This is a genomic window from Pseudomonas sp. PSB11, assembly GCF_014596605.1.
Classification (GTDB): domain Bacteria; phylum Pseudomonadota; class Gammaproteobacteria; order Pseudomonadales; family Pseudomonadaceae; genus Aquipseudomonas; species Aquipseudomonas umsongensis.
Map to the genome: position 1 here is coordinate 282,120 of NZ_NOIO01000003.1, position 15,317 is coordinate 297,436.

Sequence of the window (15,317 nt, forward strand, 5' to 3'; positions counted from 1 at the left end):
GAAAAATCTCCTTATTGAACTCAAGTGTAAATAATTCAGTTTTTTGCGACTTTTCCGCAGGGAAGCAAGGTCACATGTCCCATACGCCTTCAATAATGGGAGTGACGACAATGAGCGAACGCAAGGCGCTGTTGATTTTGCATGGCAAGCAGGCGCTCAACGAAGCGGTTCGGGCCGCCGTCGACAGCAAGCGTGAACAAGGCTGGGAGCTGGCCGTTCGATTGACGTGGGAGGCCGGGGATGCGCAAAGGCTGGTGGGTGAAGCGCTGGATGCAGGTTATCGGCAAATCATCGCCGGTGGCGGCGACGGTACCCTGCGCGATATCGCTGAAGCGATGGCCGGACAGGCGCAGCAGGCCAGCCTGGTATTGATGCCGCTGGGAACCGCCAACGATTTTGCCCGTGCTGCCGGTGTTCCACTGGAGCCGGATGAGGCACTGGCGCTTCTGGACGTTGCCCCCAGTGCCATCGACCTCGGGGAGGTCGGTGGGCAGGTATTTCTGAACATGGCCACTGGTGGTTTTGGCAGCCAGGTTACGGCCAATACCTCCGAGGAACTGAAAAAGGTTTTAGGCGGGGCGGCGTATCTGTTCACCGGTTTGTCGCGGTTCAGTGAGTTGCATGCCGCCTATGGTGAGTTACAGGGGCCTGATTTCCACTGGAGTGGCGAGTTGCTGGCTCTGGGGATCGGCAATGGCCGGCAGGCGGGCGGTGGGCATCTGCTCTGCCCGCAGGCCCTGGCTGACGACGGGATGCTCGACATCAGTATTTTGCCGGCGCCGCAGGAGCTGCTCAGCACCTTGAAAGACCTGCTGGCCGATGGCTTCGGAATCGACAACATGTTCGTTCGTGCTCGCCTGCCATGGGTTGAGATCAAGTCCTCGGAGGGGCTTTACATCAACCTTGATGGGGAGCCGCTCGAGGGTGACAGTCTGCGTTTCTCGGCCCGACCGGCAGCGTTGTGGGTGCATTTACCCGAGCAGTCACCCTTGTTGAGCAAAGCCTGCGCTGTCAGTCATCCAGACTGATGATTTGCTCTCGGACGGCGAACAATACCAGGCCGGCCACGTCGAAGATCTGCAAGCGCTTCATGACTTGCGAGCGATGGGTTTCGACCGTCTTGACGCTCAGGCCCAGGCCGTTGGCGATTTCCCGGGTGGATTTTCCGCGCACGATCAGCCGCAGGATTTCCAGTTGGCGAGCTGTCAGGTTGTGCGAGTCTGCCGACTCTACCGGGTTTTTCTGGGTCCGGTTCAATGCCTGGGTGATCACGGTATGGGCGATGGCCGGGCTCAGGTAGCGCTCATTGTTACGCAGGGCGTGCAGCGCGTGTTCCAGTTCGGTGGCCGTGGTGTCCTTGAGCAGGTAACCATGTGCGCCCGATTCCAGGGCCTGCATGATCAGGGCCGGGTCGGTGTGCATCGACAGGATCAGCACTTTGGCCTGCGGGCGGACCCGCTTGAGTTGCTGCAGGGCTTCGAGGCCGCCTGTCTGCTTCATGGAAATATCCAGCAGCACGATATCAGGCGACAGTTGCTGGACCATGTCGAGCAACTGCGAGCCATCATTGGCCTCGCCAATAACCGCATAGCCAGGAAGATCCAGCACCAGGGCGCGTACGCCTGCCCTGATCAGCGAGTGGTCATCCACCAGAAGTAAGTTACAAGTCAATGCATAACCTTATTCGGACTGGCCCGTTCGAACGCACGCGGCGCCCATGGGAAGAGGGCTTCGATTTGAGTGCCTTTGCCTGGCTCGCTGGTCACGGTCAGAGTGCCACCCAGTTGTTTGATCCGTTCCGACATCCCGGCCATTCCGCGTTGTCCCTCACGCCCCGGGTCGGTGGCGGGCGCGAACCCCAGGCCATCGTCACTGATCATCAATGTCAGGCCCTGGGGCAAACGCTGCAGGCAGACCAACAGGTTTTGCGCTTGGGCATGGCGCAGCATATTGGTGACGGCTTCCTGGGTAATACGAAAGGCCGCCACCGCTATTTCTTCCGGGATGCCGGTCAGTCGTTGATGGCATTCCAGGCTCCAGTGCACCGAAGTGTTGCTCAGCGTCTTGAGCAAATGCGCCCGCAGGCTGGCTTCCAGCCCAAGGCTGGTCAGTTGCCGGGGGTTAAGGATGGCCGATACATCGCGAACCTTGGCCAGGGTTTCCTCGAGCGTGTCGCACAGCACCGAGCACTGCGCCTGGAGGTCTTCGGGCATCCTGCGCTTGAGCCAGTCACTTTGGAGTTTTGCCGCCGTCAGCAACTGGCCGATGTCGTCGTGCAACTCCCGACTGAGGCGGTGGCGTTCGTTTTCCTGGACTTGCAGCAGCCGATCGGCCAGCTCCTGGGGCTGGAACTTGATCGACTTGCGTGACAGGCGGTACTGCACCCACACGCAGCCCAGTGCAGCACTATCGAGTATCAGCAGGCCCAGCGGCAAGCGCGTGGACAGGCTGTAGACCAGCAGGCTGCCGAGCGTCGAACCGACACACAGCAATAACGTGAACCGACGTGCGTTTTCTCGGGAGGGTGGCCATTTGGCAATTGACTTGAGGCTGGCGTACATAGCGGATGGAGCCAATGGATGTTCGCTGCGGGCTGATCGGTCATGCTCGCTGACAGATCGATGATTTTTATGGTCAGCTATCGATTTCAACTGAATTTTGTATAAGAAAATCAGAGTTTTGTATAAGAAATCAGGCCTGCAACTTGTTGGCTGCAATCGTTGCCGTTAATTGACGTCAACTAATGGGCGGCATAATACCACTTCGGATACCGTTGGTCGCGCCTGTGATAAAGATCCAGGAGGGCAGGACATAGCGCGCAGGAATTACGCAGGGTTCGATTATTCAGGTCGTTACATATCCGAAAAGTCGGGTCAGGCAGACAAATACTTGTACAAGCAATAGTTACTTGTTTCGAGTGTCGCTGATCGATATGAAGTATTCAATTGCGACATTGATTCTAGTGATGCAGTTCTCTATTGCCGCTGAATTGTACTTGCAAAAAACTAAGCCTGGCGCTCCGAGTAAGAGAGGAGCGTGAACGGCGTGGAATTAACTGGCGGACGAAACTGACTCTGGCCGACCTGGAACGCAAAAGCTTCGATCAGGGTGGTCTGTTCGGTTTCATCAAGGCTGAGCTGTCCGGTGTTCTGGTCGATCAGCTCAAGTTGCCAGGCGATCAGCGTCAGGCAGTCCTTGAGCGCGTCCAGGGCTTCGTCGTGCAGTTCCATGTGGTTCAGGGCGTGATTGAGCAAACCATGAATATGCAATGAAAACTCTGACACTGCGGCGAGAGCGAGGGCGTCGGCCTTGCTGGCGAGCTTGAGCAGGGTGCTGAGCAAGCAGTCAATGGCGTCCGGGTCGTTGCTGATCAATTGCAGATGACTCAGGCATTCCTCGGTCCTGGCCAGGAGCGTTTCAGCCTCGACGATAAACTCCGGAATACGCTTTGCCCACTCTTTACGATTGTTCGGCATGCTTATCTCCACAACATCATGTCAAATGAGGAGGGTGTCGTGTCTTGAGTTCGCGCTCTGAACGGCTCAAGTGCGGGCTGGACGCTTGAGAGGGTGGCTGGCCACTGGTTTGCGATCGCACACAAATGCCCGACTCCACTTCATGCAATGAGAATGGCGTCACATTAATGGCTATTGGATATCGCGAATATCAGGTTGCACCTGATTGTTGCTAGGGGAATCCCTTATGTGACGGAACTCATCGCACGAACTGTGGTCGCGGCGAAGAGAATGCAGCAGATGAAATAACAGCGCCAGTAAAGCATGATGTTAATGTGACATCAATGCAGGGCGTGGCATTTGCCAAGGGGGTCAAGGTCCAGCGAAAACCGCCGATAACCCTCTATCCAGTGAATTCATCCGAACAAGCCCAGGAGTCATCGATGGCCGGCATTCTCGATACGGTAGACCAACGAACGCAACTTGTGGGTGAGAACCGCCTGGAAATTCTCATGTTCCGGCTTGCCGGGCGGCAACTGTTCGCGATCAACGTGTTTAAAGTGCAGGAAGTCCTGCAACTGCCGAAGCTGACTTTGATGCCCCAGCGGCACCCGTTCGTTTGCGGCGTGGTCAATTTGCGCGGCCAGACCCTGCCGGTCATCGACCTGTCCCAGGCAATCGGGATGCGTCCTTTGGTGCCAGGTCCTGGCAGCACGATCATCGTTACCGAGTACAACCGATCGGTTCAGGCCTTCCTGGTCGGTGGGGTGGACCGCATCGTCAATATGAATTGGGAAGCCATCCTGCCGCCGCCCAGCAGTGCTGGTCGGCAGCATTACCTGACTGCGATCAGCAAGGTCGATGATCAGCTGGTGGAGATCATCGACGTCGAGAAAGTCCTCGCCGAAATCGTGCCTTACAGCGCCAAGGTCTCCCGGGAAAAACTCGAGGATCCAGTGCTGGAACGCGCCCGTGGCCGCGAGGTGCTGCTGGTGGATGACTCGAATGTGGCCCTGGCGCAATTGCGCGATACCCTGGGGCAGTTGGGTGTGAAGATGCACATCGCCAGCGATGGCCTTAAGGCCTTGAACATGCTCAAGGCCTGGGCGGATACCGGCGTCAATATGACCGACAAGCTGCTGATGGTATTCACCGACGCGGAAATGCCGGAAATGGATGGCTACCGGCTGACCACCGAAATCCGCAACGATCCGCGACTGCGTGGCCTTTATGTGGTGCTGCATACGTCCCTGTCCGGCAGTTTCAACGAATCGATGGTCAAGAAGGTTGGCTGCGACAACTTTCTCTCCAAGTTCCAGCCGGACAAGCTCGTTGATGTGGTGCGCCAGCGCTTGATGCTTGATGCGGTACCGGCCTGACAGCCGGTCAGGATTTTTCGGCTGCACCCGTCCCTGTAGGAGCGAGCATGCTCGCTCCTACAGGCTTCTTGAAAATCCAGGCCACCTTGGTTGGGGGGCTTTGATTCGCTGATCAAGCTCGTATAGGGTGGCGTTTTTGTCCATCAGGGAGCTGGCCATGTTGCGTCTGAGCGCGCTGTATCGTTATCCGTTGAAATCCGGCAAAGGGGAGATCCTGCAACAGGTTGGCCTCGACAAGCTGGGGCTGGACGGCGATCGACGCTGGATGTTGGTGGATGAAGCCAGTGGACGCTTCTTGACCCAGCGCGCGGTAGCGCAGATGAGCCAGCTGTCGGCATTGTGCAATGCCGAGGGCGGCTTGACCCTCAGCGCGCCCGGCCATTCGCCGATCGATGTCGACTTGCCCGACAGCGATGCTCAATTGCGCGGCGTGACCATCTGGCGTGACAGCTTGCGTGTGCCCGACGCCGGCGATGCGGCGGCCGCCTGGGTCAGCCGGTTCATCGGCAAGCCGACGCGCCTGGTGCAGGTGCCACTGGACCGCGCACGGACCACCGCATCGGGCTATGGCCAGGACGACGATCAGGTCGCCTTCGCCGATGGCTTCCCGTTGTTGCTGATTGGCCAGGCATCGCTTGCGGACTTATCGCAACGCGTCGGGCGCCCGCTGGAGATGCTGCGTTTTCGTCCGAACCTGGTGATAGAGGGCAGCGAGGCGTTTGCCGAGGATGGCTGGAAACGCCTGCGCATCGGTGATGTCGAGTTCCGCGTGGTCAAGCCCTGTTCACGCTGCATCATGACCACTATCGACCCGCAGACCGGCGAGCGTAGCGCTGACCGCGAACCCTTCGCCACCTTGCAGAAGTACCGTGCCCAGGCCGAGGGTGCGATGTTTGGGCAGAACCTGGTCAACGACGGCAATGGCCGGCTCGAAGTCGGCATGCCAGTCACCGTGCTCGAATAAATACCCCTCAATGAAAATGCCCGTGTCGATGGACACGGGCATTTTTTTTCGCGATGAAACCGGGATTTTAGCCGCGGTATTCGCACAGGTAGGCGGTGTCGACGGCCACCTTGAGCTGGAACTTGCTGTTGGCCGGCACATTGAACTGGCTGCCAGCGGCGAAGGTTTCCCAATCGTTGCTGTCCGGGAGCTTGACGGTCAGGGCGCCGGACACCACGTGCATGATTTCACGCTGGCTGGTGCCGAATTCGTATTCGCCCGGAGCCATGACGCCAATGGTCGCTGGACCTTCAGCAGTGCCAAAGGCGATCGACTTGACGGTGCCGTCGAAGTACTCGTTGACTTTAAACATGGGCGATTCCTCGAAAAGGGCTAAAAAGGGCCGGCCAGTATGCACAAGGCCCAAGGCCTAGTCACCTCTCTAAAGCGCAAGGACAAGGGGCAACAGGCGTGCGGTATTGCGCGCGTCTTCCAGCGCCCGGTGTTGCTGCCCGCTGAACTGCAGTCCCGCCAGTTGCAGGGCACCGTTGAGTCCCAAGGGTCGTTCCAGGCGCCGGGCCTTGGCAAAGCGCTGCTTGAGATTCATGTGCGGCACTTGGCTCAACGCGCTATCGAGTGCCAGGCGTTGCCAATCCTGGAGCAACTGTTTGCGATCGTAGTCGCCCCAACTGACCCAGCCTTCAAGCCGCGCGTGATGTTGGCCCAGCCAACGCTCGAACGCCGCCCAGACTTCGCCGAGGGGCTGTGCGGCATCGATATTGGCCTGGGTGATGTGCGTTAACTCCCGGCAAAACGGCGTCAACAAAGGGCGCCGCAACGGGCGCACGAAACGCTGGAAGAAATCCAGCTCGCGGCCTTTGTGATCCACCAGGGTGGCACCAATTTCGATGATTTCCATTTCCGTAATGGGCCAACCACCCTCATCGGTGGTGGCTTCCAGATCAATGACCAACCAGTGAGGCATCGCAGGGTTCCCGGTATCCGCATGCTGATAGGGCTTGAGCGTAGCCAAAGCCTGCGGTTACGCCTAGCGGCTTATTCGACCTCCAGCAGAATCTGACGGTTTTTCACCTGGTCTCCGACCTGCACCTGCAAGCGCTTGAGCACGCCGTCGATACCCGACTTGAGCGGGTGCTCCATTTTCATGGCTTCCAGCACCACCAGCAATTGGCCTTTGCTGACCTTGCTGCCCTCACTGACCAGCACGTCGATGACCGCACCGTCCATGGGCGCCTTGAGGGTGCCGCAGCTGACACTGGCCTGGCTGCAGGCCGGCGCTTGAGTGCGATCCACCAGTCGCAGGCTGCCGGGACCTGTGTGCAGCCAAAGTTGCCCGGCCTCCATGCGGTACGCATGACGCTGGCGGATGCCGTCGAGTTGCAGCGTGGCCCAGCGGCCGTCGCTCTGGATGATCTTAAGTTCGAGGTGGCGACTGGCGACTTCAACCCGCAGCGGCTCACCGGGAACCGCGTGCAACGCCACCGGCCAATCCTGATCGTCCAGTGCGAGGCGATAGTGCAGCGGCACGCTGGCGTTATTGCGCCAACCGGCCAGCGCCACCGGATGCGCCTGTGCCGATGCCTGATAGAACAGCGCCGCGGCAATCGCCAGTTGTTCGGCACTCGGGACCTGGCGCTGCAAACAGGAATGTTCGGCGAAATGCTGCTCGATGAACCCGGTGCTGAACTCGCCACCGATGAATTGCGGATGTTGCAGCAGGCTGACGAGCAAGCGCTGGTTGCTCTGTACGCCCAGCAGCACGCAGTCCTGCACGGCCCGCAGCAACTTGCGCCGAGCCTCTTCACGGGTCTGGCCGTGGGCGATGATTTTGCCCAGCAGCGGGTCGTAGAACGGGCTGATCCCCTGGCTTTCGACCAGCCCATGGTCGATCCGCACGCCATCCTGCAAACGCGGTTCCCAGGCCGTGACTCGTCCGGTTTGTGGCAGGAAACCTTGCGCAGGGTCTTCGGCGTACAGGCGCACTTCCATGGCATGTCCCTTGAGCTGAACGTCTTCCTGACGCAGCGGCAGCGCCTGTCCCTGGGCGATGTTCAACTGCCAGGCCACCAGGTCCAGGCCGGTGATGAATTCGGTCACCGGATGTTCCACTTGCAGTCGGGTGTTCATTTCCAGGAAGTAAAACTGTCCGCGCGCATCCAGCAGGAATTCCACCGTGCCCGCGCCGACATAGTTGACCGCGCGTCCCGCCTTGAGCGCCGCTTCGCCCATGGCCTGGCGCAACGGACTCGTCATCACGGGGCAGGGGGCCTCTTCGATGACTTTCTGGTGGCGACGCTGGATCGAACAATCACGCTCGCCAAGGTAGATCAGGTTACCGTGCGAGTCGCCGAACAACTGCACCTCGACATGGCGCGGTTCGATCAAGGCCTGCTCGAGGATCAGTTCGTCACTGCCAAAACCGTGCAAGGCTTCGGAGCGAGCGCTTCGCAGCTGTTGCACCAGGTCGCTGGCCCCATGCACCAGGCGCATGCCACGCCCACCGCCGCCGGCACTGGCCTTGATCATCAGCGGGTAGCCGATGCGGTCGGCTTCGCGGATGAGGGTGGCATCGTCCTGTTCGGCACCCTGATAACCCTCGATGCAGGGTACGCCGGCATTGAGCATGGCGATTTTCGACCGGCGCTTGCTGCCCATCAGCTCGATGGCTTCGGGGCTGGGCCCGATGAAAGTGATGCGGGCGTCCTGGCAGGCGCGGGCGAAAGCGGCATTTTCCGAGAGGAAACCGTAGCCCGGATGGATGGCATCCGCGCCAGTGCGCCGGGCCGCGTCGATGATCGCCTGGATATTCAGGTAGGACTGCTGCACCGGAGCCGGGCCGATGTTCACCGCTTCGTCGGCCATTTGCACGTGCAGGGCATCGGCGTCGGTGTCGCTGAATACCGCGACGGTGCGGTAGCCCAGGGCCTGGGCGGTGCGCTGGAGGCGGCAGGCGATTTCACCGCGATTGGCGATCAGGATCTTGCTGAATCCGGGCATGTTCTGCTCCCAGGGATTTGCGTTGAATGTGAGGGCCTCTTCGCGAGCAGGCTCGCGCCCACAGTTGAAACGCATTCCAATTGTGGGCGCGAGCCTGCTCGCGAAGCTTTTAAAGGGCCCACCCCGGTTTGCGTTTTTGCACGAATGCCGTGGTCCCCTCGACCCCTTCAACCCCGGTCACTGCTTCGCTGAACCACTCGGCCGCCTCATCGAGCAAAGCATCCGATGGCTGCATGGCGCTCGCCAGCAACAGTTTCTTGGTCGCCGCATTCGCCCCGGGCGCGCAACAAAGCACATGGGCCAGCACTTCATCGAGTCGCTCGGCCAATGCCTGCGTATCGTGCTCGACAAAATGCACCAGCCCCATCCGCCGTGCCTGGGTGCCGTCGAAACGGGCTGCGGTCAGGGCGAGGCGGCGGGCCTGGGTCAGGCCGATGCGCTGCACCACGAACGGTGCGATCTGCGCTGGCAACAGACCGAGGCTGGTTTCCGGCAGGCCGAACTGCGCCTGGTGATCGGCCAGGGCTATATCGCTGACACAGGCCAAACCGAAGCCACCACCGAGCACCGCGCCTTGCAGGACGGTGATCACCACCTGCGGCGCATGCTGCACCTCTTGCAGCAACGCACCGAACAGTCGATTCAAGTCGCGGTGCGCGCCCGGACCTTGGGCGCGTGCATTGGCCATGTCCTTGATGTCGCCCCCGGCACAGAAATGCCCGCCGGCACCGCCGATCACCAAGGCCCTGACTCCCCGGTCATCGTGCACTGCCACCAGCACCGCACGCAGTTCGCTGACCATCTGCAAGTTCATGGCGTTGCGGTTGTCCGGTCGATTGAGGGTGATGTGCAGCACGCCGTTGTGCATATCGAGCAGCAGTGTCTGGCAATCCGGCAGAGTACTCATTTGTTTTTCCCGGGCAGGATGCCCATGAGCTTGCAGATAATCCCCAGCATGATTTCGTCGGCACCGCCGCCGATCGACACCAGGCGCACATCGCGGTAGGCGCGGGCCACCGGGTTGTCCCACATGAAGCCCATGCCGCCCCAGTACTGCAGGCAGCTGTCGGTCACCTCGCGACCCAGGCGACCGGCCTTGAGCTTGGCCATGGACGCCAGGCGCGTGACGTCCTGGCCCTTGATGTATTGTTCGGTGGCTTGATAGACCAGCGCCCGCAGGCATTCGATCTCGGTTTGCAGTTCAGCCAGGCGAAAGTGAATGACCTGATTGTCGATCAGCGCACTGCCGAAGGTTCTGCGCTCCTTGCAATACTCGATGGTGCTGTCGACGCAGTACTCCAATCCCTTGATCATATTGGCCGCACCGAACAGGCGCTCCTCCTGGAACTGCAGCATCTGCATCATGAACCCCGCGCCTTCGTGACCGATGCGATTGCGCTGTGGCACCCGCACGTTGTCGAAAAATACCTGGGCGGTTTCCGAGCTGCGCATGCCCAGTTTGTCCAGGTGCGAGCTGAGGCTGATGCCCGGCGTGTTCATCGGCACCATGATCAGCGACTTGTTGACGTGCGGTTTGTCATCCGAGGTGTTGGCCAGCAGGCAGATGAAATCGGCGCTCGGCGAGTTGGTGATCCACATCTTGCTGCCGTTGATCACGTAGTCGTCGCCGTCCTTGCGCGCCGTGGTTTTCAAGCCGGCCACGTCGGACCCCGCGCCGACTTCGGAGACGCCGATGCAGCCGACCTGCTCGCCGCTGATGGCCGGGCGCAGGAACTCATCGCGCAACTCATCGGAACCGAAACGTGCCAGGGCCGGGGTGCACATGTCGGTCTGCACGCCGATCGACATGGGAATCCCGCCACAATGAATGGTGCCGAACTCTTCGGCGGCGACGATCGAGTAGCTGTAGTCCAGGCCCATGCCGCCGAATTTTTCCGGTTTGGAAATGCCCAGCAGGCCGAGGTCGCCGGCCTTGCGAAAGATCTCGTGGATCGGAAAGCGCCCGGCCTTTTCCCATTCCTCGACGTGTGGATTGATCTCATGATCGACGAACTGGCGGACGGTACGACGCAGTGCTTCGTGTTCCTGGGTGAAGATCATTTTTATTTTTCTCCTGGCAAACCACGCAGAGCGTGGGAACGATCAAAACCTCGCGACACCGAAGCTGTTGGTTTGCAGCGAGCGCACCTCGGCCTCGTGACAGATATCCAGCAGGTAACCAAGAAGGGTCCGGGTGTCCCGTGGATCGATCAGGCCGTCGTCCCACAGGTTGGCGCTGCCATACAGCGCCGTGGACTGGCTGTCGAGTTTCTGCGCGGTGACCTGTTCGAGCATGTCGAGCATTTTCGGGTCGGGCACCAGGCCGTCCTTGGCCTGCTTGGCTTCGGTGACGATGCGCAACACCTTGCCGGCCTGGGTGCCGCCCATGACGGCGGTGCGACTGTTGGGCCAGGCGAAGATGAAGCGTGGGTCCAGGCCCCGGCCGCACATCGCGTAGTTGCCGGCGCCGTAGGAGCCGCCCACCACGATGGTCAGTTTCGGCACCCGGGCATTGGCCACCGCCTGGATCATTTTGGCGCCATGCTTGATCACTCCTTGCTGCTCTGATTCGGTGCCAACCATGAACCCGGTGGTGTTGTGGAAAAACAGTAGGGGCGTCTGGCTCTGGTCGCACAGCTGAATGAATTGTGCAGCCTTGCTCGCACCCTTGGGCGTAATCGGACCGTTGTTGCCGATGAATCCGCAGGCGCGCCCCTGGATTGTCAATTGGCCGCACACGGTCTGCTGATCGAACTCGGCCTTGAACTCGAGGAGGTTCGAGCCATCGGCGATTCGGGCGACGATCTCACGCACGTCGTAGGGTTTTTTCGGATCATCGGGAATCAGGCCCAGCAATTGGTCGATGGGGTAGAGCGGTTCCTGCCATTGTCTGGCAGGCAACACCGGCAAGCGAGCATTCCATGGCAGCAGGCTGACGATCTCGCGCACCTGGCGCACGCCGTCGGCGTCATTCTCTGCCAGGTATTCGGCGGTGCCGGCGGTTTGCGCGTGCATCAACGCGCCACCCAGTTCTTCGTCGCTGGCGACCTCTCCGGTTGCTGCTTTTAAAAGAGGCGGGCCGGCCAGGAACAGCTTGGCCTTGCCACGCACCACCACCACATAGTCCGACAGCCCCGGCTGATAGGCACCGCCAGCCGTCGCCGAGCCGTGGACCACGGTAATCTGCGGCAGGCCCATGGCCGACATGCGTGCCTGGTTGGCAAAGCTGCGCGCGCCTTCGACGAAAATCTCCGCCGCGTAATTGAGGTTGGCGCCGCCACTCTCGGCCAGGGTAATCACCGGCAGTTTGTTTTCCATGGCGATCTGTTGCAGGCGCAGGGATTTTTTCAGGCCTGAAGGGGAAATGGTGCCGCCCTTGATCGCACTGTTATTGGCCACCACCAACACCCGCACACCTGACACGTAGCCGATCCCGGCAATCAAGCCGCCGCCGGCCGAACTGCCGTCCTTGTCGTCGTGCAACTTGTAGCCGGCCAGGCTCGCCAGTTCGAGAAATGGCGCACCCGGGTCGAGCAGCAGGTTGAGGCGCTCGCGGGGCAGTAACTGACCGCGTTTTTCGAACCTGGGCCTGGCCTCGGCCGCCTTGTCCAGCAGGTTCTGTTCGAGGGTACGGACCTGTTCGACGGCGTCCAGCATGGCCGCGCGATGACGGGCGAACTGTTCGCTGTGGGGGTCCAGTTGCGATTCAATCACCGGCATGGGTTATTCCTTGTCCTTGAGGACATCAGGCAAGTACGCGCGGTGGAAGCCGTTGTACGAGTGGCTGTTGGTCGCCTTGTGAATCGGCCATGCGCGCCCGCCGAGGCTGGCCGCTCCGTCGATGCGCAGGGTGCTGCCGCTGATGAACGCCGCCGCCGGGCTGAGCAGGAACACGATCGCCGCGCTGACCTCCGATTCGGTGCCGATGCGCTTGAGTGGTACGTGCTCACGCAAGGTCGGAATCACCGCCTTGAACGCACCTTCGTAGGTGTCCATGCCGCTGGAAGCGATCCACCCCGGCGCCACAGCGTTGACCCGGACCCCGGCGTACCCCCATTCGAAGGCTGCGGTCTTGGTCAGGTTGTCCATGCCCGAGCGCGCCGCGCCCGAGTGGCCCATGCCGGGCATGCCGCCCCACATGTCGGCGAGCATGTTGACGATGGCGCCGCCGTGCTTGCTCATGGACTGGTTGAACACTTCCCGGGCCATCAGGAATCCGCCCAGCAGATTGGTGCGCATCACGGTTTCGAAACCCTTCTGGTTGATCGAGGCCAGGGGCGATGGGTACTGGCCCCCAGCGTTATTGACCAGGCCGTGAATCGGGCCGTACTTGCGGATGAATTCGCTGACAAGGTGCGTGACCGCTTCTTCCTCACGGATATCGCAGGTGCCCCAGTCAGCCTTGCCGCCATCTTCGGTAATCTCGGCAGCGACATTTTTCAACTTGTCAGCCTTGCGCCCGACCAGCAGCACATGCGCACCGAGGGCCGCCAGTTCGTGAGCCGTGCAGCGGCCAATGCCACTGCCGCCACCGGTGACGATGATGGTCTGGCCGGCAAACAGACCGGCTTTGAAAATCGAATCGTAAGCCATGGCGGCAATCCTCTAGTTGACCTGGTCGGCGATGCGCTGTGGCACCGGAATCTGGATCTCCAGCAATTGCTGGGCGAAGGCCTTGCCCTGCGGATCGATCCGCAGGCTGGCGACGCCTCCGCCACCCAAAGCGTTTTCCAAAAGGAAATTCAGGCTGTGGCTGGCGGGCAAATACCAACGCTCGACGCGCCCGTGGATCGGGTCGAGGACATGGCTCATCCAGTCGACGATCACGGCCGGGGTCAAGGCTTCGGCGATCCACGGCAGGTACTGCGGGTCGCGGGCCATGACGCCGATGTTGCTGTGATTGCCCTTGTCACCAGAGCGGGCCACCGCGAGCTTGACCAGAGCGACGCTGGCATCGGCAGGTCCCGTGGGGCGGGGTGGCTCAATCGGCACGGGCAAGTCGGCGCTGTCGAGCACATCGAGGGCGGGCAGGGCGCACGAGTGGCGCTGGCCCATGAGATCAATTTCCAGCGTGCAGGCAGTTTTGTCGATCAGGAACGAAAACAAGCGGATCAGCGGATACACCGTCGGCCGGCCGCCGACGATCCCGGTCAGCCCCGGCGCCATGCCGGTGGCGGCCTGGGCGATTTCCCGGGAGAACAGGATCAATGCCTGCTTGTGCGGATGGCGCACCGCGAGTTTGATCACCACTTCGCGACTGTCCTGGCGCTGCCCGTGGGGGCCGTACGTGGCTTCGCTGCCAAGCAGTTCAATGTTCACCTCGCTGTAGGGCGCCCAGCCGCGCTGGCTGAACATCTGTGAGGTCTTGTTGATGATCGCTTCGCTGACCCTGCGGCCCTTGGCGACCGCATCGATTCCGGCGATCAGGCAACTGGCGGTGCAACGGAAACCGTCCGGGTACGTGGCGCTGACCTTGTACTGAGCGGTGGGCGGCAAGCCTTTTGCGCCGTGCACCCGGACCGCGTTCCTGCCTTGCTGCACGAGTTTGACCTGGGTGAAATCACAGACCACGTCGGGCAGCAGGTAGGCCCGCGGGTCACCGATTTCGTAGAGCATCTGTTCGCCCACGGTCAAGGGTGTGACCAGGCCGCCGGTGCCTTCGGGTTTGCTGACGATGAACTGGCTGTCGGCGCTGACTTCGACGATGGGAAAACCGATGTGCTCGTAATCGGGCACATCGCGCCAGTCGGTGAAGTTGCCGCCGGTGCATTGCGCGCCACACTCGATGATGTGCCCGGCCAGCGCCGCCTGGGCCAGTTTGTCGTAGTCGTGCCACGACCAGCCGAACTCATGCACCAGCGCGCCGCTGACCACGGCGCTGTCGACCACGCGTCCGGTGATCACGATGTCCGCGCCCAGGCGCAAGGCCTCGACAATGCCCGGTGCGCCCAGGTAGGCGTTGGTCGAGACACACATCGGCGGCAGGGGGGCGGCGCTGAACATTTCATAAATGCCAAGGCTGCCCAGTTGTTTGATCTGCGGTTGCAAGTCATCGCCTGACAAGACGGCGATCTTCAGCGCGACGCCGGCCTTGTCGCAAGCTGCCTGCAGGGCGGCTGCACAGGCTTGAGGGTTGACCCCGCCGGCATTGCTGATGACGCGGATCTTTTGTTCGGCCAGTTGAGAGAGCAGAGGAGCGAGCACTTCGATGAAGTCACTGGCGTACCCGGCCTGGGGATCTTTCATCCGTGCGCCGGCCATGATCGACAGGGTGATTTCGGCCAGGTAATCGAAGACCAGGTAGTCCAGGCGCCCGCCTTCGACCAGTTGCGCGGCGGCGGTCGAGGTGTCGCCCCAGAAGGCGCTGGCGCACCCGATGCGAATTGTTCTTGGCGCAGTCAACTCCATAACCACCTCCGGCAACAATGCTGTGAGACTACCAAGCAAGCGCTTGGTTTGTAAACGACTGAACTATCTTCTGCCCGAGCGCTTGCTTGGTCGTCGCCAGTTGCTTAAATTGCC

14 protein-coding genes are annotated in these 15,317 nt (G+C 60.9%); 3 read left to right on the plus strand and 11 right to left on the minus strand.

Annotation, left to right across the window (positions count from 1 at the left end; all coding sequences use genetic code 11):
- Positions 1-110 precede the first annotated feature (110 nt).
- Positions 111-1,028: a lipid kinase YegS gene (gene yegS / locus CGA21_RS06325; RefSeq protein WP_188263782.1), complete on the plus strand. Its 918-nt coding sequence runs from the start codon at positions 111-113 to the stop codon at positions 1,026-1,028.
- On the opposite strand, the gene CGA21_RS06330 is transcribed toward yegS, so the two are convergent.
- The 3 genes from CGA21_RS06330 to CGA21_RS06340 form a co-directional block, all read right to left on the minus strand.
- Positions 1,012-1,671, minus strand: a complete 660-nt coding sequence (locus CGA21_RS06330; RefSeq protein ID WP_188263783.1) for a response regulator transcription factor — start codon at positions 1,669-1,671, stop codon at positions 1,012-1,014. The two genes, yegS and CGA21_RS06330, sit on opposite strands and share 17 nt — an antisense overlap.
- Positions 1,668-2,561: a sensor histidine kinase gene (locus tag CGA21_RS06335; protein WP_188263824.1), complete on the minus strand. Its 894-nt coding sequence runs from the start codon at positions 2,559-2,561 to the stop codon at positions 1,668-1,670. Before CGA21_RS06335 ends, CGA21_RS06330 begins: the two co-directional genes overlap by 4 nt.
- A 444-nt stretch (positions 2,562-3,005) precedes the next feature.
- Entirely contained in the window at positions 3,006-3,476 is a 471-nt protein-coding gene (locus CGA21_RS06340; protein WP_188263784.1) for a hypothetical protein, read from the minus strand.
- Between the two features lie 422 nt (positions 3,477-3,898).
- On the opposite strand from CGA21_RS06340, the gene CGA21_RS06345 reads away from it, so the two are divergent.
- Both CGA21_RS06345 and CGA21_RS06350 read left to right on the plus strand, forming a co-directional pair.
- Positions 3,899-4,834, plus strand: coding sequence for a chemotaxis protein CheV (locus CGA21_RS06345; protein WP_188263785.1), 936 nt, complete (start codon positions 3,899-3,901; stop codon positions 4,832-4,834).
- 157 nt (positions 4,835-4,991) lie between these two features.
- Entirely contained in the window at positions 4,992-5,798 is an 807-nt protein-coding gene (locus tag CGA21_RS06350; RefSeq protein ID WP_110749628.1) for an MOSC domain-containing protein, read from the plus strand.
- 67 nt (positions 5,799-5,865) lie between these two features.
- Here the strand turns inward: CGA21_RS06350 and CGA21_RS06355 are convergent, their stop codons facing one another.
- The 8 genes from CGA21_RS06355 to CGA21_RS06390 all read right to left on the minus strand — a co-directional run bounded on the left by CGA21_RS06355 (position 5,866) and on the right by CGA21_RS06390 (position 15,203).
- Positions 5,866-6,150 carry a pyrimidine/purine nucleoside phosphorylase gene (locus CGA21_RS06355; RefSeq protein ID WP_007973461.1) on the minus strand — a complete coding sequence of 95 codons (285 nt, stop codon included), beginning with the start codon at positions 6,148-6,150 and terminating at the stop codon, positions 5,866-5,868.
- A gap of 69 nt (positions 6,151-6,219) precedes the next feature.
- On the minus strand, positions 6,220-6,762 hold the full coding sequence (locus tag CGA21_RS06360; protein WP_033042085.1) for an exonuclease domain-containing protein: 543 nt from the start codon (positions 6,760-6,762) through the stop codon (positions 6,220-6,222).
- 71 nt (positions 6,763-6,833) lie between these two features.
- Positions 6,834-8,795 (minus strand): acetyl/propionyl/methylcrotonyl-CoA carboxylase subunit alpha, encoded by a 1,962-nt coding sequence (locus CGA21_RS06365; protein WP_110749627.1) that lies wholly within the window; start codon positions 8,793-8,795, stop codon positions 6,834-6,836.
- A 109-nt stretch (positions 8,796-8,904) separates the two neighbouring features.
- The gene (locus CGA21_RS06370; protein ID WP_110749625.1) at positions 8,905-9,702 is read right to left on the minus strand and encodes an enoyl-CoA hydratase/isomerase family protein; all 798 of its coding nucleotides are present in this window, start codon (positions 9,700-9,702) and stop codon (positions 8,905-8,907) included.
- Positions 9,699-10,856: a citronellyl-CoA dehydrogenase gene (atuD, locus tag CGA21_RS06375; RefSeq protein ID WP_110749623.1), complete on the minus strand. Its 1,158-nt coding sequence runs from the start codon at positions 10,854-10,856 to the stop codon at positions 9,699-9,701. Before atuD ends, CGA21_RS06370 begins: the two co-directional genes overlap by 4 nt.
- Positions 10,857-10,898: 42 nt before the next feature.
- Complete coding sequence (gene atuC, locus CGA21_RS06380; RefSeq protein WP_188263786.1) at positions 10,899-12,515, minus strand: geranyl-CoA carboxylase subunit beta; 1,617 nt, start codon at positions 12,513-12,515, stop codon at positions 10,899-10,901.
- A gap of 3 nt (positions 12,516-12,518) precedes the next feature.
- On the minus strand, positions 12,519-13,388 hold the full coding sequence (locus tag CGA21_RS06385; RefSeq protein WP_110749619.1) for an SDR family oxidoreductase: 870 nt from the start codon (positions 13,386-13,388) through the stop codon (positions 12,519-12,521).
- Between the two features lie 12 nt (positions 13,389-13,400).
- Positions 13,401-15,203, minus strand: a complete 1,803-nt coding sequence (locus CGA21_RS06390; RefSeq protein WP_188263787.1) for an acyclic terpene utilization AtuA family protein — start codon at positions 15,201-15,203, stop codon at positions 13,401-13,403.
- Positions 15,204-15,317 lie beyond the last annotated feature (114 nt).